22 protein-coding genes and 1 riboswitch are annotated in these 19,659 nt (G+C 69.6%); of the genes, 11 read left to right on the forward strand and 11 right to left on the reverse strand.

Going from position 1 to position 19,659, the window contains the following annotated elements; genetic code table 11:
• The first annotated feature begins 5 nt into the window (after positions 1-5).
• On the forward strand, positions 6-380 hold the full coding sequence (locus KIT89_RS05895; RefSeq protein WP_297603692.1) for a metallopeptidase family protein: 375 nt from the start codon (positions 6-8) through the stop codon (positions 378-380).
• Positions 377-1,594, forward strand: coding sequence for a hypothetical protein (locus KIT89_RS05900; RefSeq protein ID WP_297603693.1), 1,218 nt, complete (start codon positions 377-379; stop codon positions 1,592-1,594). The genes KIT89_RS05895 and KIT89_RS05900 overlap by 4 nt, the downstream gene beginning before the upstream one ends.
• A 6-nt stretch (positions 1,595-1,600) precedes the next feature.
• On the opposite strand, the gene KIT89_RS05905 is transcribed toward KIT89_RS05900, so the two are convergent.
• The 3 genes from KIT89_RS05905 to KIT89_RS05915 are packed head-to-tail and all read right to left on the reverse strand — an operon-like array spanning position 1,601 to position 5,119.
• A complete protein-coding gene (locus KIT89_RS05905; RefSeq protein WP_297603694.1) occupies positions 1,601-2,095 on the reverse strand; it encodes an ATP-binding protein in 495 nt (164 codons plus the stop codon).
• Positions 2,085-4,490, reverse strand: coding sequence for an ATP-binding cassette domain-containing protein (locus tag KIT89_RS05910; protein WP_297603695.1), 2,406 nt, complete (start codon positions 4,488-4,490; stop codon positions 2,085-2,087). Before KIT89_RS05910 ends, KIT89_RS05905 begins: the two co-directional genes overlap by 11 nt.
• Positions 4,487-5,119 carry an ECF transporter S component gene (locus KIT89_RS05915; protein ID WP_297603696.1) on the reverse strand — a complete coding sequence of 211 codons (633 nt, stop codon included), beginning with the start codon at positions 5,117-5,119 and terminating at the stop codon, positions 4,487-4,489. The genes KIT89_RS05910 and KIT89_RS05915 overlap by 4 nt, the downstream gene beginning before the upstream one ends.
• A gap of 56 nt (positions 5,120-5,175) precedes the next feature.
• Positions 5,176-5,287: riboswitch (TPP riboswitch) on the reverse strand.
• An 80-nt stretch (positions 5,288-5,367) separates the two neighbouring features.
• Here KIT89_RS05915 and KIT89_RS05920 point away from each other — a divergent pair.
• Genes KIT89_RS05920 through KIT89_RS05930 form a run of 3 tightly spaced genes read left to right on the forward strand, consistent with a single transcriptional unit; the run spans position 5,368 to position 8,449 of the window.
• The gene (locus tag KIT89_RS05920) at positions 5,368-6,225 is read left to right on the forward strand and encodes a TerC family protein (RefSeq protein WP_297603697.1); all 858 of its coding nucleotides are present in this window, start codon (positions 5,368-5,370) and stop codon (positions 6,223-6,225) included.
• On the forward strand, positions 6,225-7,799 hold the full coding sequence (locus tag KIT89_RS05925) for a GAF domain-containing protein (protein WP_297603698.1): 1,575 nt from the start codon (positions 6,225-6,227) through the stop codon (positions 7,797-7,799). The genes KIT89_RS05920 and KIT89_RS05925 overlap by 1 nt, the downstream gene beginning before the upstream one ends.
• On the forward strand, positions 7,796-8,449 hold the full coding sequence (locus KIT89_RS05930) for a response regulator transcription factor (RefSeq protein ID WP_297603699.1): 654 nt from the start codon (positions 7,796-7,798) through the stop codon (positions 8,447-8,449). Before KIT89_RS05925 ends, KIT89_RS05930 begins: the two co-directional genes overlap by 4 nt.
• A gap of 28 nt (positions 8,450-8,477) precedes the next feature.
• On the opposite strand, the gene KIT89_RS05935 is transcribed toward KIT89_RS05930, so the two are convergent.
• The 6 genes from KIT89_RS05935 to KIT89_RS05960 form a co-directional block, all read right to left on the reverse strand.
• Complete coding sequence (locus KIT89_RS05935; protein ID WP_297603700.1) at positions 8,478-9,320, reverse strand: glycosyltransferase family 2 protein; 843 nt, start codon at positions 9,318-9,320, stop codon at positions 8,478-8,480.
• On the reverse strand, positions 9,317-9,868 hold the full coding sequence (locus tag KIT89_RS05940; RefSeq protein ID WP_297603924.1) for a GNAT family N-acetyltransferase: 552 nt from the start codon (positions 9,866-9,868) through the stop codon (positions 9,317-9,319). The genes KIT89_RS05935 and KIT89_RS05940 overlap by 4 nt, the downstream gene beginning before the upstream one ends.
• A 47-nt stretch (positions 9,869-9,915) precedes the next feature.
• Positions 9,916-10,584 (reverse strand): M23 family metallopeptidase, encoded by a 669-nt coding sequence (locus KIT89_RS05945; RefSeq protein WP_297603701.1) that lies wholly within the window; start codon positions 10,582-10,584, stop codon positions 9,916-9,918.
• Positions 10,585-10,816: 232 nt separating this feature from the next.
• Positions 10,817-11,887: a VIT1/CCC1 family protein gene (locus tag KIT89_RS05950; protein ID WP_297603702.1), complete on the reverse strand. Its 1,071-nt coding sequence runs from the start codon at positions 11,885-11,887 to the stop codon at positions 10,817-10,819.
• 60 nt (positions 11,888-11,947) lie between these two features.
• Entirely contained in the window at positions 11,948-12,445 is a 498-nt protein-coding gene (locus KIT89_RS05955) for a DUF427 domain-containing protein (RefSeq protein ID WP_297603703.1), read from the reverse strand.
• 9 nt (positions 12,446-12,454) lie between these two features.
• Positions 12,455-12,970, reverse strand: a complete 516-nt coding sequence (locus tag KIT89_RS05960) for a hypothetical protein (RefSeq protein WP_297603704.1) — start codon at positions 12,968-12,970, stop codon at positions 12,455-12,457.
• 257 nt (positions 12,971-13,227) lie between these two features.
• Here KIT89_RS05960 and KIT89_RS05965 point away from each other — a divergent pair, with 257 nt between their 5' ends.
• On the forward strand, positions 13,228-13,431 hold the full coding sequence (locus KIT89_RS05965; protein WP_055860048.1) for a cold-shock protein: 204 nt from the start codon (positions 13,228-13,230) through the stop codon (positions 13,429-13,431).
• A gap of 107 nt (positions 13,432-13,538) precedes the next feature.
• Here the strand turns inward: KIT89_RS05965 and KIT89_RS05970 are convergent, their stop codons facing one another.
• Complete coding sequence (locus KIT89_RS05970) at positions 13,539-14,399, reverse strand: DUF3097 family protein (RefSeq protein ID WP_297603705.1); 861 nt, start codon at positions 14,397-14,399, stop codon at positions 13,539-13,541.
• 64 nt (positions 14,400-14,463) lie between these two features.
• Here KIT89_RS05970 and KIT89_RS05975 point away from each other — a divergent pair, with 64 nt between their 5' ends.
• The 4 genes from KIT89_RS05975 to KIT89_RS05990 all read left to right on the forward strand — a co-directional run bounded on the left by KIT89_RS05975 (position 14,464) and on the right by KIT89_RS05990 (position 17,379).
• On the forward strand, positions 14,464-15,279 hold the full coding sequence (locus tag KIT89_RS05975) for a hypothetical protein (protein ID WP_297603706.1): 816 nt from the start codon (positions 14,464-14,466) through the stop codon (positions 15,277-15,279).
• Between the two features lie 62 nt (positions 15,280-15,341).
• The gene (locus KIT89_RS05980) at positions 15,342-15,698 is read left to right on the forward strand and encodes a GntR family transcriptional regulator (protein ID WP_297603707.1); all 357 of its coding nucleotides are present in this window, start codon (positions 15,342-15,344) and stop codon (positions 15,696-15,698) included.
• Positions 15,695-16,606, forward strand: a complete 912-nt coding sequence (locus tag KIT89_RS05985; protein ID WP_297603708.1) for an ABC transporter ATP-binding protein — start codon at positions 15,695-15,697, stop codon at positions 16,604-16,606. The genes KIT89_RS05980 and KIT89_RS05985 overlap by 4 nt, the downstream gene beginning before the upstream one ends.
• A complete protein-coding gene (locus KIT89_RS05990; RefSeq protein WP_297603709.1) occupies positions 16,603-17,379 on the forward strand; it encodes a hypothetical protein in 777 nt (258 codons plus the stop codon). Before KIT89_RS05985 ends, KIT89_RS05990 begins: the two co-directional genes overlap by 4 nt.
• Here the strand turns inward: KIT89_RS05990 and KIT89_RS05995 are convergent.
• Complete coding sequence (locus tag KIT89_RS05995; protein ID WP_297603710.1) at positions 17,345-18,877, reverse strand: methyltransferase; 1,533 nt, start codon at positions 18,875-18,877, stop codon at positions 17,345-17,347. The genes KIT89_RS05990 and KIT89_RS05995 overlap by 35 nt on opposite strands.
• A gap of 211 nt (positions 18,878-19,088) precedes the next feature.
• Between KIT89_RS05995 and KIT89_RS06000 the strand changes: the two genes are divergently transcribed.
• Complete coding sequence (locus tag KIT89_RS06000; protein ID WP_297603711.1) at positions 19,089-19,652, forward strand: YceI family protein; 564 nt, start codon at positions 19,089-19,091, stop codon at positions 19,650-19,652.
• Positions 19,653-19,659: the final 7 nt, after the last annotated feature.

Genomic DNA, 19,659 nt, shown 5'->3' on the forward strand with positions numbered 1-19,659 from the left:
GCACCGTGACCGACGACGACGCGCAGCCCGCGCTCGACCTCGACACCGAGGCTTTCGAAGCGCTCGTCGTCGCCGAGCTCGACGAGCTGCCCGACGAGATGGTCGACGGCCTCGACAACGTGGTGTTCGTCGTCGAAGACCGCCCAGACGACGGCTCGCTCGACCTGCTCGGGCTCTATGAGGGCACCGCGCTGACCGACCGCGGGCAGTACGGCTTCGGCGAGCTGCCCGACCGCATCATCCTCTACCGCGAGCCCCTGCTCGCCATCAGTGCAGACCTCGACGAGCTGCGCGACCAGATTCACGTGACCCTCGTGCACGAGATCGCCCACTACTTCGGCATCGACGACGACGAGCTGCATCGACTGGGGTGGGCGTGAGCCGCGCTCGGCGCGTGACGAGCGCCATCGTCGCCGTAGCCGTCGTCGCCGGCGCGGCCTATGGGGCGGCTGCACTGCTGAGCCCGGTGCCGCGCTTGCAGGCCGTCGAGAGGCCGATCGACCTCGAAGCGAGTTGGAGCGAGACCCTCGCCCTGCCAGAGTCGGGCTCGACCGCCGCACTCACCGAGACGGGATCGATCGTGTCGGCGGGCAGTGCAGACCCTCGACCCATCGCCGGAGTCGCGAAAGTGGTGCTCGTCAACGTCGTGCTCGCGACCGAGCCGCTGACCCTCGGCAGCCCCGGGCCCGCCCTCATGATCGACCAGCAGGCGGTCGACCGCTACCGCGAGCTCTCGGCCGTCGGCGCCCGCACCGTCGCGGTGGGCTTCGGCCAGACCTGGACTCGCCACGACCTCATCGCCGCCACCCTGCTGGGCTCGGCCAACAACACCGCCGAACTGCTCATCGACGACGTCTTCGGCGACCTCGAGGGCTACCTCGCTGCCGCGAACGCCTGGCTCGCCGACCAGGGGCTCGAGCAGTCGAGCGTCGTCGACGGAACCGGCCTGGATGCTGGCTCACGCTCGACCGCCGACGAGCTGGCACGGCTCGGGCAGCTGACCATCGAGCATCCGGTGCTGGGCGATCTGCTCGAGCGCCGCCCGCGCGACACCAGCGCCGGCGTGCGCTTCGTCGACCAGGCGGCGTTCATCGCCGATGCCGGCACCATCGGCATCGTGCGGTCGTACACCGACGCCGCCGCCGTGTGCGTGCTCATGATCGTGTCGATCGCCGTGCCCGGCGTGGGCACCGAGCTCGTCTCGGTCGCGATGCTCGGCCAGCCCAGCTACCCCCAGGCCGAGCGCGCAGCACGCGAGATCGTCGCCTCGCTCGGCGAGTCGGTGCGAGCGGTCGAGGTCGTCAGCGCCGGTCAGGTCGTCGCAGAGCTGCAGTCAGAGTGGGGGCAGTCGACGACGCTCGTCGCCGGCAGCGCGGTGAGCGTCAGCTCGACCGACCTCGACGAGCTGAGCACGAGACTCGAGCTCGCCCCCCGCTCGACTATCGTTCGCGGCACCGACGCCGGCAGTCTCGTCATCACCGCACGAGGCGTCGACCAGGTCGTGCGGCTGACCTCGACCGGCGGCATCAGCGAGCCAGGAGTCGCATGGCGCTTCGCCGACCCTGTCACGGTCATCCAGCGCTGGACGCGCTGAACCCGCTCACTCGGCGGCGACGATCTCGTCGGCCATGCCGCGCGGATCATGCAGCCGGGCGTGCCACTCCTCCTGCCGCGCCCAGCGCTGCCAGTTGCGCGCGAACGCCTCACCGTCTCGAGCGATCGCGCGACGCCGACGCTCATCGTCGGGCAGCTCGATCCAGATGGCGTGGTCGGCGAGCGCACGGGCCGCGGGGCTGATGGCTCCGCAGCCCTCGACGACGAGCGCGCGGCGCGGGTCGAGGTCGTGCCACGAGCCGGGGCGAGCATCCACCCAGTTCCACGACCGCCAGCGCGGGGTCGTGCCCTCGGCGATCGCCCGCAGCACGTGCCGCAGCACGTGCGCCTCGCCCGCTTCGAGGCCGTCCCACCCCGGGTACACGTCGTCGAGGCTCAGCAGCTGCGCGCCCGTGCGCGTCGCGAGCGCGGTGGCGAACGTCGTCTTGCCCGAGCCGGAACGCCCGTCGACGAGGGTGATGCGCGGCCGGTCAGATGACACTGTTGAAGCTTCCGACGAGCACGGCGGTCGTGACGGCGATGACGGCCACCGCGATCGCGACCACCACCACAGCCGTGTCTGAGCGACGCCACGGCGAGGGGCGAGTCCACGTGCGCGGGCCGGGCGCGCCGAAGCCGCGCGCCTCCATGCCGATCGCGAGCGCAGAACCGCGGCGAATCGAGAGCACCAGCAGCGAGAACACCAACCCTCCGGCGCGACGCACGCGACTGCGGTCGCCGATGCCGCGCGCGCGACGCGCCCGCTCGAGCATGCGCGCGTCGTCGCGCAGCACGGTGAGCAGGCGCAGTGCGGCGACACCCCCGAGCACGAATCGACTCGGCAGTCGCAGATTCTGACCGAGAGCATCCCCCAACCGCGTCGCATCAGGCCGCGCGAACAGGGCGATCGCGGGCACCCCGATGGCGAGAATGCGCAGCAGGGTGGCGAAGGCGAGCTCGATCGAGCCATCGCTGATCTGCACGAGAAGAAACTCGGCGTAGACAGTGCCGCTCGACTGCCCGTAGAGCACGATCGTGATCGCGGCGAACGGGGCCGCGATGAGAATCGGGGCGATGCGGCGCAGCAGGGTGCGCCACGGGATGCCCAAGAGGGGTATCAGCAGCCACTGCAGCGTCACGGCGACCGCGGCCGACACCACGTCGATCGTCGTGACCAGCAGCAGGGCAGGCACGAGCGAGGCCGCGATCGCGGCGACGGGGTTGAGCCGCTCGCCCAGCGGCGCCCGCGCGTCGAGTCGTGCCCGGGCGTCGACGCCCGCTCGCGCGGCAGAGTTTGTCCGCTCGCCCCGGAAACCTTCTCCGGCGCTCGGCGTGTCGTCGCCGACACGCCCACCGGCGTCGGCAACACCGGGTCGAGCGGACGCAAGAGGCTCAGCGAGTTCGGCCTGAGCGGGTTGCTCGGCCTCGGGTCGAGAGTCGAGCGCCGGCAGGGCGACCTCGCGCGCGCCGAGCGCCTCGACCAGGGCGCGGTCGTGCGTCGCCATGACGACGGCTCCCCCGGCGTCGCGGTGCTCGGCGAGCAGCGCCGCCAGCCCGGCCCACGTGCGCGCGTCTTGGCCGAAGCTCGGCTCATCGAGCAGCAGCACGGGCGGTGCCGTGGCCAAAGCTGTCGCCACCGAGAGCCGGCGCTGCTCGCCTCCACTCAGCGAGAAGGGGCTCGAGCCCGCGTGCCGCCGCAAGCCGAGCCGATCGAGCAGCGTGTCGACACGCGCGGCAGTTGGTGGCCCCGCCTCAGGCGACGCACCGCGCCCGCGCGAGGCAGCGCGCTCGAGTGCGCGCGGCCCCACGGCCAGTTCGTCGCGCACGGTGCCGGCGACGAACTGGTGCTCGGGGTTCTGAAAGACGACGCCGAAGCGCGCGGCGAGCTCGGCGGAACTCCACTCGGTGGGCGAGCCTGCCTCGAGTGCCTCGATGAGCCCGCCCGCGGGCGGCAGCAGGCCGGCGAGGGTGAGCAGCACCGTGCTCTTGCCTGCGCCGTTGGGCCCGGTCAGGGCGATGACCTCGCCCGCGCGCACCGTCAGGTCGAGCCCGAGCTCGATCGGCTCGCCCCCGGCGGGCCGCACATCGAGGGCCTCGCAGCGCACGAGCGGCGCACCGGCCGGGGCCGTCGCCGGTGCCGGATGCTCGGGCTCACGCCCCGCAACCCACACGCCGCGCGCCGCCAAGGCCTGCCCCTGCTCGGCGAGCACCGCGTCGATCGGCCCATCGGCGATGACTCGCCCGCCGTCGAGCACGATCACGCGGTCGACGAGCGAGGCCCACACGTCGACACGGTGCTCGACGACGACGAGCGTCAACCCGCGATCGCGCACGAGCTCGGCGACCGTGCGGGCCACCTGCACGACTCCTGCGGGGTCGAGCTGGGCGGTCGGCTCGTCGAGCAGCAGTGCCGCGGGCTCGAGCGCGAGCACTCCGGCGAGCGCGAGCCGCTGACGCTGCCCGCCCGACAGCCTGGCGCCCTCGGCGCCGTCGGGCAGGTCGAGCCCGACGGCTGCCAGACAGGCGTCGACGCGCTCGGCGATCTGCGCGGCAGGCACCCCGAGGTTCTCGGGCCCGAACGCCACGTCGTCTCGAGCGCGCGCGAGCACCAGTTGAGCATCCGGATCCTGCAGCAGCAGGCCCACCCGCCCGCGTGCCTCGCCCGGCGACCGGTCGTCGACGAGCAGCTCGCCGCGCTGATCGCCCTCGTCTGAGCCGCCGAGCACGCCGGCCCACGCCTGCAGCAGGGTCGACTTGCCGCTGCCCGAGGCTCCGAGCAGCAGCACGCGCTCACCCGGCGCGATGGTGAGGTCGAGGTCGTCGAGCACAGGTGTCGTGCGGCCGGCCGGAACCCAGCTCCAGCCGACCGCGCGCAGCGCGGCGCCCGTCGTCGTCACGAGGTCGATGGGGGTTCCTCACGAGCGGCGATCTCGCGCCCGGCGGCGAATCGCGACAGCGCGCCCGTGCGGGCGAGCCCGCGCACGATGAGCCAGCTGCCGAGACCCGCGATGAGCGCGCCAGACACGATGGCGCTCGACGCGTAGACGACCATGAACTCGGGGCGCGCCGCGGCGTAGTAGAACGTGAGGTCCATGACGACGAGACCAGCGGCGGCGCCGATGCCCGCGACGATCGCCGGCACGAGACTCCACGCTCGGTAGAGGAAGAGCGCGAACACGATCTCGGCGCCGAGGCCCTGCACAAGGCCCCACGCGAGTGCCGTCCAGCCCCAGAAGCCGCCGAGCAGCGCCGAGACCGCGGCGGCGACGAGCTCGCCGTAGAGGGCAGCGCCCGGCTTGCGCACGATGAGGCCGACGAGCACCGCCGGAAAGAGCCAGACGGCGTAGACGAGCGCCTGCAGCCCGGGCAGCACCGCTTCGATCGGCGCGGTGAGGGGCGAGTAGACCAAATTCCAGAGGGTGAAGACGAGACCGCCGGCGACGCCGAGCACGCTCGCGACGACGATATCGACGACGCGCCACCTCATCGAGGGGCGAGTGCGGGTAGTGGTTGCAGTGCTGACCATGTGCGTGCCTTTCGCTCTGCGCGGGCACGACGGTCGCACCCGCGGTTTCGGTCGGCACGGGTGCGAGAAGTCCTCCCTGCGCCGGCATGATCCGGATCAGGTTCGACGGTCGAAGCTTGAAATGAGCTTCCTCTCAGCCCGGCTCACCGGACTCCCGTGTACGAGCACCAGTCTACGGCCCCCAGGCAGACCCGTGCGCCGTGGATCGACCGGTCGCAGCGACGCCCGTGCCAACTAGGCTTCGAGGCATGGAACTGGCCTTCTCGCCCGAGCTGCTCATCGCCTTCGCCACACTGCTCGTGCTCGAGATCGTGCTGGGCATCGACAACGTCGTGTTCATCTCGATTCTCGCCGCGAAACTGCCGCCAGAGCAGCAGAATCGGGCACGCGTGCTCGGGCTGACGCTCGCGATGTTCATGCGCATCGCGCTGCTCTTCGCCGCGACCTGGATCATCGGCCTCACCGCCGACATCTTCGAGCTGTTCGGCATGGGCTTCTCGGGCCGAGATCTCATCTTGATACTCGGCGGCCTCTTTCTCGTCTACAAGGCCGTGGTCGAGATTCACGAGAAGCTCGAGGGCGAGCAGGGCCACGCTCGCACGGGCAAGGCGGTGACGTTCGGCGGCGTCATCGTGCAGATTCTGCTCATCGACATCGTGTTCTCGCTCGATTCGGTCATCACCGCGGTCGGCATGGTCGACGAGCTCTGGATCATGATCGCGGCTGTCGTCATCGCGATCGTGCTGATGCTCTTCACCGCCAAGGCGATCAGCGACTTCGTCAACCGCCACCCCACGGTCAAGATGCTCGCCCTCGCCTTTCTCGTGCTCATCGGTGCCACGCTCATCGCCGAAGGCTTCGACGTGCACATCGACAAGGCGCTCATCTACGGCCCCATCGCGTTCGCGATCGGTGTCGAGGTGCTCAACCTGCTCTACCGTCGAGGCCAGGCGAAGCGACGCGCCACAGCCCCCGAGCCTGTCGAACTGCGACCGACGCTCGTGAAAGAGCCGCGCCCCGCGCGCATCACCCCCGTGCCGCTCGGCGCCGAGCGCCGATCGCTCGCCGCCCTCGACGCCATGAACCAGCCAGACGGAGCGCCGTGATGACTGCCGAAGGCGCACAGCAGCAGTCGGGCCCAGCCGTCGACGTGCTCGTGCGGCGCATTCTCGAGCGCGCCGACACGCTCGACGAGGGCCACCACAAGGTGGGGCTGCTGGTCTCGGCCGCCCAAGTGTTCGCCGAAGACCTCGACGTCACCGCCGCACTGCAGCGCATCGTCGCCGTCGCTCGAGAACTGGTCGGAGCACAGTACGGCGCACTCGGGGTCATCGGCCCGAACGGCAGGCTCGAGCGCTTTCTGCACGCGGGACTGAGCGACGAGCAGGTGCGGCTGATGGGCGAGCCGCCGAGCGGCAAGGGCATTCTGGGGGCGGTGATCACCGAGGGGGCGAGCATCCGTCTCGATCATCTCTCGCACGACGCCCGCTCAGTGGGTTTTCCGGCCCACCACCCGCCCATGGATTCGTTTCTCGGCGTGCCCATCGATATCGACGGCACCGTCTTCGGCAACCTCTACCTCACCGAGCGCCGCGACGGAGCCTTCGACGAGGTCGACGAAGAGATCATCGCCACACTGGCCGGCATGGCGGCCACGGCGATCGCCAACTCGCGGCTCTACGAGCAGTCGCAGAACGACCGCCGGTGGCTCACCGAATCAGAGAAGCTCACCCAGCGTCTGCTCTCGGGTGCTGTCGACGGCGACGACGAGGCCGCCATCATCGAGGTCGTGCGCGAACTCGCGCAGGCCACGCACGTTGCGCTCGTGAGCGCCGACGACGCGTCGAACGATGCCCGCAGCGAGCTCGCGCGACTGGCGGGCACCGACGGGCACGGCCCGGTGCTGATCGTGCCGATGCAGGGCAGCGCCGATCGGCCCGTCGGCGAGCTCGGCATCGCTCGCAGCGCCAGCGGTCACCCCTTCACCGACGCCGAGCGCGCCACGATCACGAGTTTTGCCCGCTCGGTGACCATCGCTCGTGAACTCGCCGGGGCCCGCGTCGACGAGCAGCGCATCGCGCTCGCCGACGAGCGCGAGCGCATCGCGCGCGACTTGCACGACCACGTCATCCAGAGCCTCTTCGCGGTGGGGCTCACCCTGCAGAGCGTCGTGGGCGACCCGAGCACCCCGACGGGGGGCAAGATCGCGGCGCAGGTCGACGCGATCGATTCGACGATCCGGCAGATTCGTCTCGCGATCTACAAGCTCTCGAGCCCTCCGAGCGCGGCGACCTACAGCCTTCGCGCTCGCATCAACACGCTGGTGCGCGAGACCCTCGACGGCGAGCAGCTTGACTCTCGGCTCGAGTTCAGCGGGCCGGTCGACACGCTCGTCGACACCGAGCTCGGCGACGAGGTGGCCGCGGTGCTGCGAGAGGGCCTGTCGAATGTGATGCGGCACGCGCACGCCACCACGGTCGAGGCGAGTGTGGCGGTGCGGGGTGCCGCCGTCGTCGTCACGGTTCGCGACGACGGGGTGGGCATGTCTGAGACCGCGCGCCGCAGCGGGCTCGCGAATCTCGCGGCCCGGGCGCACGAGCGCGGGGGTAGCTTTGTCATCGAACCAGCCTCACCCCAGGGAACACTCGTGCGGTGGAGCGTACCCTGGGAGGCACGATGAACTCTTCTGTCATGGTGTTTCTGCTCGACGATCATGAGATCGTGCGCCGCGGCATCGCCGACCTGCTCGAGCAGGAAGACGACATCACGGTCGTCGGAGAGGCAGGGGTCGCGACGGGCGCCGCCGAGGCGATTCTGGCGTCGGGCGCCACCGTCGCAGTGCTCGACGGCAGACTGCCCGACGGCAGCGGCATCGATGTGTGCCGAGATCTCAAGTCAGAGCGGCCCGAGCTCGGGTGCCTCATTCTCACCTCGTACGACGACGACGAAGCAGTGCTGGCTGCCGTGCTCGCCGGCGCCAACGGGTACCTGCTGAAAGAGGTGCGGGCCACGAGTCTGATCGAGGCGATTCGTCGCGTGTCGGCGGGCGAGACACTGCTCGATGCCGCCGTCACCGAGCGAGTGCTGAGCCGCGCGCACGATGCCTCGGCCGCGTCTCCGCTCGACGCGCTCACCCCCCGCGAGACCGACATTCTCGCGCTCATCGCCGAGGGCCTCTCGAATCGCGAGATCGGGGCGCGCCTCTTTCTCGCCGAGAAGACCGTCAAGAACTATGTGAGCGGCATTCTGTCGAAGCTCGGAATGCAGCGACGCACGCAAGCGGCCGTGCTCGCCACCGAGTGGATGCCCAAGAACGGCAAGCAGCGCTGAGCAGCTCGGTCGTGGCGCGACCCCGCTGCTATGACGCCGTCTGCCTCGCGCGCCGGGCTGCCAGTTCTTGGTGCCCCCAGCGCAGTCCTTTGGCGATCGGGTAGACCGCGAGAAACACCCACGCGGGCGCTCGCAAGGCGCGATTGCGAACGTTGTGGTGGGTGTAGGTGCGGTCGAAGCGGCCGACGTACGAGACGTAGTCTCGGGGGCTGTCGTCGACCCTGCGGGCCGACATGCCCGTCACCATCGTCGGAACGTAGACGGCACGCAGCCCCGCATCGTAGAGGTGCACTGAGATGTCGATGTCTTCGTGAAACAGGTCTTCTTCGTCTCGGCACACGTCGTCGCGAATGGCCCGCCAGGCGGTGGCGCGCAGTGCCATGTTGCTGCCGAAAACGAAGCTGTACTCGCGCGCGAGCTTGAGCATGGCGCGGCGCAGGGTGTCGTCGGCGCGCAACCCGAACCGGCGAAGCGGCATGTCGTAGTAGAGCACGGGGCCGGTCGTCGCCGCAACGGTCGGGTCGACGAAGGCCTTCTGCACTTCGGCCACCCACGTGGGCTCGAGCACTGAGTCGGCATCGATGCGCCCGATGACGTCGCCCACGGCGCTGTCGAGGCCCAGGTTGCGAGTGGGCACGAGCCCCTGCTCGACGTTCTGGCTGAGCAACCGCAGGGGCGCGTCGGGGTTCGCCTGCTGCAGCTCGGTGACGATGTCGACCGTGCGGTCGGTCGACAGGTTGTCGACGACGATGATCTCGTGCGCCGGCACCGTCTGCGTGAGCGCGGCCGTCACGCACGACCTGATGGTCGACTCTTCGTTGAACGCGGGGATGACGATCGACACGGTGGGCAGCGCTGCGAGTGCGGTCATGAGAGTGGCCCGTCGTCGTGAGTGTCAGCGGTGATCGGCGCCGCGAGCAGCGACACCATGATCGAACCGCCCTTGGTGCGCTGTGTGCCCACTTCGACGAATCCGAGTCGAGCATGAAAGGCCTGGCTGCCCGGATTGGGCGGGTCGAGATTCACTTCGCATGTGACCTCGCGTCGACCCTGCCGCCTCGCCGCGTCGAAGACGGCGTCGTAGAGCACTGCGCCGAGCCCCGCACCGCGCTCACTCTCGGCGATGACGATGCGATCGACATAGAGGTGATCGACAGCACGCGCCTCGAAGAATCGGTAGTTCTCGCTGTCGTAGTCGGCGCCAGGGGCGATCGCGATGACGAAGCCCACCAGAATGCCCTCGCGCTCGAGCCCCAGGGCGAGGTCTGCCACCGTGATGAGCCGGGCGAGATCGCTCGTCGGCGTCGCGGGCACGGCCGGCGACGCGGCGTCGTTGAGCGGCGCGATCTCGGGCGCGTCGCTCACCGAGAGCGGCCGCAACGAATAGCCGACGTGTCGACTCAACTGCTGGGGGCTCATCGGCACGTGCTGAGCGTAGCAAGTGCAGGCGCTGAGCGGTGGGTGCCCTACTGCGCCCCGTTCGAGGCGAGCCAGGGGGCCGGGTTGATGGGGCTGCCGCCGATGCGGATCTCGAAGTGCAAGTGCGGCGCCGTGGTGACGCCGGTGCTGCCGACGGTGCCGACCTGATCGCCGACTCGCACCTCATCACCGACCGCGTGCCTGATCGAGCCGTGCTCCATGTGCCCGTAGACGCTCGAGACCGCTTGCCCGTTGACGACGTGGTCGATGACGATGTAGACGCCGAGCGAGCTGCCCGAGGTGACGACCTTGCTCACGACCCCGTCGGCCATCGCGACGATCGGAAAGCCGCGCCCCGGGTTCCAGTCGATGCCGGTGTGATTGGTCGAGCACGCACCGCAGGCGGCCGTGCGATACCCGAACGGGCTGCCGACCGGCGCCCCTGCCCCGACCGGGTACATGAGCGGGGGCCGAGCGTCGACCGTGTATTCGAGGTTCTCGATCGGCGCGGCGGCGATCGACGCGGCGGCGAACACCTGGCTCACGGGCGGGGCATCGTCGCTCTCGTCGGCGACGGCGATCGCCGCCGGAACAGCGTTGATGAGCAGCGCTGCGGCGGCGACGAGCGCGGTCGCCCCCACGAGGGCGCGATGGCGGAGGCTGTGCGGATCAAGCGCGGCGGCGCGCGCGAGCGAAGGGTGAACCAGATGGAGCATGAGAAGAGTGACTTCCTGGTGGCGGCGGTCAGGCCGGAGACACGGTGAGTGCACGTCATTGCGCGTTCGACCTCGCCACGCCCGCAATGAGGAGCTGACTCGTGAGGTCAGGAGGTCATAGCACCCGCCCGGCGGATAGCGTCACACCGGCGGCACTCGCCCCTGTCGGCTTCGGCGCCAACACTCCAGCGTTGCCGATGAACCTGGGAAACCCCTGTTCGCGTCCGAACGATCAGGCGATCGAGGCCCCGAACGCCAGCCCGAGCAGGTAGGTCGCCGCTGCCGCTCCGTAGCCGATCGCCAGCTGCCGCAGGGCGCGGGCCAGCGGCGAGGCCCCCGACAGCACCCCGACAATGGCGCCCGTGATGAGCAGGGCGATGCCGACGAGCACCGCTGCGACGACCACCGCCGTGATGCCCTCGAGCCCGATGAGATAGGGGATGACCGGAATGATCGCCCCGGAGGCGAAGAACGCGAAACTCGACCCGGCGGCGCCCCACGCCGAGCCGATGGCCTCGTGCTTCTCGACGTCGACCTCGGCGGCGCGCGCGGCCGCCACCGGTTCGTACTCGGCCAGCACGCGCCGAGCGTGGTCGTCTGCCTCGACCGCAGCCATTCCTCGGGCCCGGTACACCAGGGCGAGCTCGTTGGCATCGACGTCAAGGTGCGGCAGTGCATGGTGCGCGTCGGGGTCAGGAGTCGACGCTTCGAGAAGCTCACGCTGCGATCGCACCGACACGTATTCCCCCGCACCCATCGACAGGGCGCCGGCGAGGAGGCCCGCGAGACCGGTGAGCAGCACGGCGCCAGGGCCGAGCCCGGCTGCTCCGATGCCCATGACGAGCGCCAGGTTGCTCACGAGCCCGTCGTTGGCGCCGAACACGGCTGCACGAAAGGTGCCAGAGAGTCGTTGGCGACCCCGCGCTGCGAGACCCCTGACCACCTCACTGTGGATGCGCTCGTCTGCCGCCATCGACGGCGTCGCGTGAGCATCCGCCTCATAGGGCGAACGCGATTCTGCGCGCTGCGCCAGCGCCAAGACGAAGACGCTGCCGAAGCGTCGCGCGAAGAAACCGAGAACCCGAGTGCGCATCGAGACAGCCGGCACGCGCTCTGCGTGCTCGCCGAGCAGGCTCACCCAGTGCGCTTCGTGCCTGGCCTCGGCGTCGGCGAGCGCCACCAAGATCTCACGCTCATCGCCCGAGCGGCGTGACGCGAGGTCGCGGTAGACGGCCGCCTCGGCGCGCTCGTCGGCGAGATATCGGCGCCAGCGTCGAATCTCAGCGCGAGATGGCTCATTCACCTCGCCATCTTCTCAGCGACGGCGTTCGACCGCAGTTCGGAGGCCCGAAAAGCGACGTCGCTACCAGCCCCAGGTTCCGGGGGCGCCCTTGAAGGGCCCCACGATGCTCGCCGTGATCCAGCCGCCATAGAAGTCGCCCTCTTGCGGAGTGACGGTCTCGCCGTCGATCGTGCACCGCTGCATGCGGCCCGGGTACACCGAGACGTAGCCCGTGATGCTCTCGAACCCTGGGCTCGGTGAAGGATACGACCAGGCCGCACGTGCCGCCCGACGGTCGCCGCCGATGACGTCGAAGTATCGCGCGCGACCCTTGAACTCGCAGAACGACGAGCCGTCGGCCGGCTGCAGTGCGCCCTCGACGAACGCCTCGGGCGGCAGATAGATCGCGGGCGGATGACTCGTCTCGAGCACCCGCAGAGCCGCCGTCGTATCGGCGATCATGCGCCCGCCGAGCTCGATGGTGACTCGGGCGTGCAGGGGTTCGACGCGCGGTGGTCGCGGGTAGTCCCAGACCGACTCCTGCCCCGGCCCCGGCACTGCGCGCTCGAACCTCGCCACGACGGCCGCCTAGAACCCGAAGTCGCCGAAGTCGGCGAACCCGCCACTGTCGAGGCCCGGGTCGCCACTCGCATCGAACGCGCCGCCCGCATCAGCGACCCCGGGGTCGAACGGCGGCAAGAAGGCGCTCGCGAGCGCTGAGCCGATGACGTAGCCCGCGACGGTTCCGACGAGCGAGGCGCCCACGATCTGGCCGAACGACGGGCCCGAGAGCGAGCGCTCCATGGCCCCTGGGCTGCGCAGCTCGGCGCGGGTGGCCGAACGCGCGAGAGTGCCGGGCTCGTCGTCGGCAGGCGCTTCGCCGCGGGGGGCCGTGGTGGCGAGCTCGTCGAACACCAGCCGGCGCTGCTCAGGGGTGAGCTTCGCAAACGCTTCGGCGTGCACTCGCTCGATCGTCTCGGGCGGAGCCGTCTGCAGCAGGTAGCGATAGCGTTCGATGGCCCGCTCGTCGTCGCCGCGAACAGCGCCCTGCCGCCCCTCCGGCTCGCGTGCGGGCGCTCCGAACAACCGGTCGAACAAGCTCATGGGGTCACTCCTGGGGGTCGAGACCCTCACGGTACGGCGCTACGCTCGGCGCGCGCTGTGCACTCGGCGTGTAACAACTCGGTGAAGGATGCCCCCGAACACGGGTCTGTGCACTACTGTCGGCAGTGAAGTTGATACGCCTCGGCGATCCGAACGTGCCGTGCAAGCAGTACGTGCTCTCGTATAGAGCAGGATTCACGAGTGGTTCGACTGGTGGTTTCGACAGTCGAAACTCCGTGAGTAACAAGGAGTCAGCAATGACGACAGGCACTGTTAAGTGGTTCAACGCCGAAAAGGGTTTCGGCTTCATCACCCCCGATGACGGAAGCGCCGACGTGTTCGCGCACTTCTCCGCCATCCAGTCGAACGGGTACCGCTCGCTCGACGAGAACCAGAAGGTCGAATTCGACGTCGCGCAGGGCCCCAAGGGTCTGCAGGCTGAGAACATCCGCCCCCTCTAGTGCTCTCCGGTCTCGTCGAGGCCCGTTCGTCAGAACTCACTCGACGTGACACCACGAAAGCCGCCTCCCGATGACGTGGGGCGGCTTTCGTCATTTCTGCAGCACCGTCAGTCGGTCGTGACGAAGTCGATCAGTTGCTCGACCCGCCCCAGCAGCGCAGGTTCGAGGTCTGCGTAGCCGCGCACGCTTGCGCGGATGCGCCGCCAGGCCGCCGCGCGATCGGCGCTGCTCTCGTGCGGCCAGCCGAGCGCTCGGCACGTGCCGGTCTTCCAGTCGACACCGCGCGGCACAACTGGCCAGGCGGCGATGCCGACCGCCGACGAGCGCACCGCCTGCCAGATATCGATGAACGGATGCCCGGTCACGAGCACGTGCGCCGCATCAACCGCCGCGACCGCCTCAGTGGCGATGCGCGACTCTTTCGAGCCATCGACCCAGTGGTCGAGCAGCACCCCGACGCGGCGGCCTGCAGACGGGCCGAACTCGAGCAGCCGCTCGGCCAGGTGGTCGGCGCCCTCGAGGTATTCGACGACCACGCCTTCGACGCGCAGGTCGTCACCCCACACCTGCTCGACCAGCTCGGCGTCATGACGCCCCTCGACCCACAGTCGGCTGGCGCGGGCGACGCGGGCCCGAGCATCCGCCACCGCGAACGAACCGCTCGCGGTGCGAGCACGCCCCGATGAGACGACTGCCGCCGCCGGTGCGACGAGCCGCACGGGCTCGCCCTCGACCAAGAACCCGGCGCCGAGCGGAAACACGCGCACCCGCCCGTGACGATCTTCGAGGTGCACATTGCCCGCCTCGACGAGCACGACAGCGCCGACGAAACCGGCAGCGGAGTCGGCACCCGAGCAGTCGTCGGGCAGCTCGACCACGAGTCCGCTGTCGGCGGGCACGTCGAGCACCACTGTGCGCCCGTGCGCACGCCAATCGCCAGACAGCACGTCAGAGTCATAGTCACGCACTCCGTGAGGGTACGACCTGACGGCTAGGGTTGCCGCGACGACTCGCGACGACAAGGAGACTCGCATGCGCACGACCGGCCAGTTGTTTCGGTGGGGGCTGACGAGCCTGCTGCTTGCTCCCCTCGCCTTCCTCGCCGCCTTCGTGGCGGGCGGCCAGGCCGCTTTCGCCTGGCTGGGCCTCGTGCTCGTGCTGCTCGGCGCAGTGCTCAACGCTGCGGCCCTCGTGCGCGGCGTGAAGCGCATCGGCTCGGGCGCGATCATCGCCGATCTCGACGGGGTCGACCTCGCCGAAGTCGGGCCAGACGCCGCGCGGTCGCGACCTGCCGACCCGATCGTGCCTCGCCAGCGCATCATCTTTCCCCCCGAGCCCGACGCCTTCCCCGACCCCGGGCTGCGACGCCGAGTGGGCATCGGGGCAGCGCTCGCACTGCTCGGGCTCATCGCGTTCGGGGTCTACTCGCTCGCGATCGAGCAGCCGCTCGCGATCGCGCAAGGGCTGCTCACTCTCGACGAGGTGTATGCGACGTGGGGTGCCGGGTCTCGCATCGCCTTCACGATCGCTCTCACCCTCTGGGTCGTGCTCTCGGCGGCGGTGGTGCTCGGAGTCGCGATTCTGGCGCTGCTGCCATCGCTCAACGCTGACCGGCTGCTGACGAGCCGTCGCATGCTCGCCGCGGCGTGCATCGCCGGCAGCGTTATCGTGACGGCGGCCGTGATTCCGTACTTCATGGTGGGCATCAGCCTGCCCGACGACATGCCGTTCGCAGCAGGTGGAGTCATGAGCCCCGCGAGCCTCTCGTTCGGCCTGCTCGGGGTCGCCCTGAGCGCGACGGCCATACTGCTCACGGTGCCCGACTGGCGCACGCACCGCAGGGCTTGACACTCGCCTGGTTCTCTGGTTAGTTACTTGACTAAGTAACCAACGCACCGAGAGCAGGCACTGTGGACGAAGGGCGCCCGATCTTCCGGCAGCTCGCCGAGCAGATCGAGAACCAGATCATCGACGGCTCGCTCGTCGAGGGTCAGCAGGTTCCGTCGACGAACGAGTTCGCCGCATTCCACCGCATCAACCCGGCAACCGCCCTCAAGGGCATCACCCTGCTCGTCGATGCGGGCGTGCTGTTCAAGCGTCGCGGAATCGGCATGTTCGTCGCCGACGGCGCGCGCGAACGGTTGCTCGCCGAACGGCGCGAACGCTTCGCCGCCGAGTTCGTGCAGCCCCTGCTGCTCGAAGCGCGGGGGCTGCAGCTCTCGACCGACCACATCATCGACATCATTCGAAAGGAATCAGCCTCATGACCCCTCTCGTCGAGGCTCGCGGCCTCACGAAACGCTATCGAGGCATCACCGCCGTCGACAGCGTCGACTTCACCCTCGAGCGCAACACGATCACCGGGCTGCTCGGGCGCAACGGCGCGGGAAAGACCACGCTCATGCACCTGCTCACCGGGCAGGAGTTCGCCACCAGCGGCACGATCACCGTCATCGGTGAGAACCCCGTCGAGAACCCCGGCGTGCTGCAGCACTTGTGCTTCATCAAAGAGAGCCAGCGATACCCTGATGACTTCAAGCCCCGGCACGTCTTCGCGGCAGCACCCCGGTTCTTTCCGCACTGGGATGCGCAGTTCGCCCGCGACCTCGTCGACGAGTTCAGGCTGCCCGTCGACCGCCGCATCAAGAAGCTCTCACGCGGACAGCTCTCGAGCGTCGGCGTGATCGTCGGGCTCGCGGCGCGCGCACCCCTCACCATCTTCGACGAGCCATACCTCGGGCTCGACGCGGTGGCGCGCCAAGCGTTCTACGACCGGCTGCTCGCCGACTACAGCGAGCACCCGCGCACGGTGATCCTCTCGACCCACCTGATCGACGAAGTCTCGCAGTTGCTCGAGCACGCCCTCGTCATCGACGAAGGCCGCATCATCATCGACTCATCGGTCGACGCACTGCGCGCTCGGGCCGCGACGCTCGCCGGGCCCGCCGACGCGGTGGAGCGCGTCGTCGCCGGGCTCGACGTCATTCACCGCGAGCGGCTCGGCGGGTTCGTCAGCGCGACCGTCGACGGCATGACCGACATGGTGGCACGCGAGGCCGCTGCGGCGGGCCTCGAGGTCGGGCCCGTGTCGCTGCAGCAGCTCATCATCCGTCAGACGGGCGGCGCCCCGACCGAACACTCTCAGCACGCACTCGTCGAGGAGGTCGCACGATGACCAGCACAGCATCCACCCCCAGCCTGCCGACCCTCTCGGCACGCCCCCGCCCCCTCGCAGCCCGGGTGAGAGCGGTCGTGCGCCTGCTGCTCGGCAACCCGTGGACGGCGATCTACACCCCGCTGCTGATTCTCACCTTCATCGTGCTCGTGAACGCTGCGATCTGGGGGATCATCCGCGCGAACATCCCGCCCGAGGGCGAGTCGGCATCGAACGTCAACGGCGGAGCCCTGTTTCTCTTCGTCTACATGCTCGTCGTCGCCGTGCAGTCGGTGAACCAGACGTTCCACCTCGCCCTCGGCTACGGATCGACCCGGCGCGACTTCATGCTCGGATTCGGCGTCTTCGCCGTCATGCTCTCGATCGGCTACGCGGCGCTGCTGGCGACCCTGTCGGCCATCGAGACAGCCACTGGCGGCTGGGGCATACGCCTCAACTTCTTCGAGACGGCGACCGCCGGGCTCGACACCTGGGGTGAAGCAGTGCTGTTGGGCACACTCGCGTTTCTGCTGTTCTTCGGCATCGGCGCGGCGACCGCCTCGGTCTACGTGCGCTGGAAGGCCTCGGGCATGTACGTGTTCTGGGCAGGGCTCGTCGTGCTCGTGCTCGGCGGGGCCGTGCTCATCACGTGGCTGCAGGCGTGGCAGCAGGTGGGAGCGTTCTTCGTCGCAGCCGGCATCATCGGCTCGGCCGCGTGGAGCCTCATCATCACCGCGCTGTGCGCACTGGCGGCCTGGCTCATCCTGCGTCGAGCGACGCCGTCGCAAGGCTGAGCACCCCGACGGTGAGCAGCTCGCGCACCTGAGGCAGCAGCTGCTCGCGCAGAGCGCCCTCGTCGACCTCGAGCAGGTCGGCGAGGGCGCCGACGATCTCGGCCACCGTGAGCTCGCCGTCGCTCGCGCCGACGAGGCCGGCGAGCGCAGCATCCGCGTCGATGGTGCGAGCGAAACCGCCACCCTGCCGAAGCCTGATCACCGTCGGGTTCTCCTCCCCCGGCCAGTAGTGACGTTCTTCGGTCACGTCGCCGGCCACCACAAGCCGCCTGCCCCCCAGCTCGGCATCGTCGAGCGCGCCGGCCTCGTCGAACGAGCGCAGGCAGGCGAGCAGATGGTCGCCGATGCCCGTCGGCACCGACGCGAAGGGCGACGTGAGCCGCTCAGTGCGCACGATGCGAGACGTCGACTCGGTCGGCCGACGCAGCACGATGTAGCCGAACCCCACCGACGACACACCCCGTGCCGCGAAGTCGTCGAGCCACTCGGCAGCCTGCCGCTCGAACTCGGCAGTGCCCACGCGAGTGCCGCCATCGCGAATCCAGGTGGCGGCGTACTCGGCGGGGCTCTGCCGCTCACGCTCGATGACCCAGCCGTCGAGGCCCGCCTCGGTGATCCACTCGCGCACGCGGTCGAGGCCGTCAGCACCGTCGCGATACTCCCAATTGCCGAGCAGGTGCGCGGTGCCTCCGGGCACCAGGTGCTCGGCGACACCGCGCACGACGTGCTCGACGAGCGCATCGCCGACCATCCCGCCGTCGCGGTACTCATAGAGCGGCACGCCCGCGCGCCGAGGGGTGATGACGAACGGCGGGTTGCTCACGATGCGGTCGAAGCGCTCGCCCTGCACCGGCGCGAACAGATCGCCCTGCCGCACCTCGACCGACGTGATGCCGTTGAGTCGCAGCGTGAGCCTCGCGACGTCGATCGCGCGCGCCGAGATGTCGGTGGCGACGACGCGTGCCGCGTGGCGTGACGCGTGCAGCGACTGGATGCCGCAGCCGGTGCCGAGGTCGAGCACCGAGTCGACGCTGCTCGTCGGGATCAGCGAGGCGAGCGTGATCGACGCACCTCCGACCCCGAGCACGTGCTCGGCCGGCAATGGGCCGCCGAGCGCGAGCTCACCCAGGTCTGACACCACGAACCAGTCGACCGCGCCCGAGCCGTCGATCGCCGAGTAGGGCCGCAGGTCGAGCAGAGCTCGCCCCGCACCGTCGACGAGCCCGAGCTCGCGCGCGCCCGCCGACCCGAGGTGCGGCAGTGCAGCCGCGAGCTGCTCGGCGGGCGCAGGCTCGCCGAGCAGAAAGGTGCGGGCGAGCGTGGCCGCAGGGTCGGGCGCGCTCGAGTCGAGAGCGTCGAGCGCTCTGCGAGCGGCAGTGCGGTCACCCCGCGCGAGCGCCGCATCGGCGTCGTCGCCCCACAGCTGCCGCAGCCGGTCGACCGTGTACTGCGCCGCGAGCAGGTCGGCGCGCAGCAGGACGGCGAGCGCAGCATCCACGCCCCTATCCAACCCCACCCAGGGGTGTCACGAATCACGGGGCCTCGACCGCGTGACGGCTCTCTGCGCCGACGGGTGCGTCGCGTCGTCGGCCCAACGCCGTGATTCGTGACGCACGCGGGAATAGGTGCGGGGTCGCGAGGCGTTGGCCCCACCGTGGTCAATGCAAACGCATGATCATGATCATCGACGAACGCAGGAGAGAATACGAATGAGCACCACGATCACCGCCGAGACCATCGAGGGATACCGCACGGGCACCTGGGTCATCGACCCCAGTCACAGTGAGATCGGCTTCACCGTGCGCCACCTCGCCATCAGCAAGGTGAAAGGCGTGTTCGAGCGCTTCGACGCGACCGTGGAGGCAGCCCCGAACCCCGCAGACTCGACCGTGACCGTGACCATCGAGGTCGCCTCGATCAACACCAAGAACGCCGACCGCGACGCGCACCTGCGCACCAACGACTTCTTCGCCCCCGACGACCACCCGACGATCACCTTCGTCTCGACCGGCCTGCGCGTCGAGAGCGGCGACCTGCTGCTCGACGGCGACCTCACCCTGCGGGGCGTGACCAAGCGCATCACGTTGAAGGGCGAGTTCGGCGGCATCGCCACCGACCCATGGGGCAAAGTCAAGGCGGCCGCGAGCGGCACCGCCGTGATCAACCGCCACGACTTCGGCGTCAGCTGGAACTCAGCGCTCGAGACCGGAGGCTTTCTGCTCGGCGACGAGGTGACGCTGCACATCGACGCGCAGTTCACGCTGCAGGGCTAGTGGTGGG

The sequence above is a fragment of the Microcella sp. genome (genome assembly GCF_025808395.1).
In the GTDB taxonomy this organism is placed as follows: domain Bacteria; phylum Actinomycetota; class Actinomycetes; order Actinomycetales; family Microbacteriaceae; genus Microcella.

Coding starts and splice junctions, on each gene's coding strand:
- KIT89_RS05915 (WP_297603696.1), bottom strand. CDS start 5,119: ATGGTCAGCACTGCAACCACTACCCGCACTCGCCCCTCGATGAGGTGG.
- KIT89_RS05920 (WP_297603697.1), top strand. CDS start 5,368: ATGGAACTGGCCTTCTCGCCCGAGCTGCTCATCGCCTTCGCCACACTG.
- KIT89_RS05925 (WP_297603698.1), top strand. CDS start 6,225: ATGACTGCCGAAGGCGCACAGCAGCAGTCGGGCCCAGCCGTCGACGTG.
- KIT89_RS05930 (WP_297603699.1), top strand. CDS start 7,796: ATGAACTCTTCTGTCATGGTGTTTCTGCTCGACGATCATGAGATCGTG.
- KIT89_RS05935 (WP_297603700.1), bottom strand. CDS start 9,320: ATGACCGCACTCGCAGCGCTGCCCACCGTGTCGATCGTCATCCCCGCG.
- KIT89_RS05940 (WP_297603924.1), bottom strand. CDS start 9,868: ATGAGCCCCCAGCAGTTGAGTCGACACGTCGGCTATTCGTTGCGGCCG.
- KIT89_RS05945 (WP_297603701.1), bottom strand. CDS start 10,584: ATGCTCCATCTGGTTCACCCTTCGCTCGCGCGCGCCGCCGCGCTTGAT.
- KIT89_RS05960 (WP_297603704.1), bottom strand. CDS start 12,970: ATGAGCTTGTTCGACCGGTTGTTCGGAGCGCCCGCACGCGAGCCGGAG.
- KIT89_RS05965 (WP_055860048.1), top strand. CDS start 13,228: ATGACGACAGGCACTGTTAAGTGGTTCAACGCCGAAAAGGGTTTCGGC.
- KIT89_RS05975 (WP_297603706.1), top strand. CDS start 14,464: ATGCGCACGACCGGCCAGTTGTTTCGGTGGGGGCTGACGAGCCTGCTG.
- KIT89_RS05985 (WP_297603708.1), top strand. CDS start 15,695: ATGACCCCTCTCGTCGAGGCTCGCGGCCTCACGAAACGCTATCGAGGC.
- KIT89_RS05990 (WP_297603709.1), top strand. CDS start 16,603: ATGACCAGCACAGCATCCACCCCCAGCCTGCCGACCCTCTCGGCACGC.
- KIT89_RS06000 (WP_297603711.1), top strand. CDS start 19,089: ATGAGCACCACGATCACCGCCGAGACCATCGAGGGATACCGCACGGGC.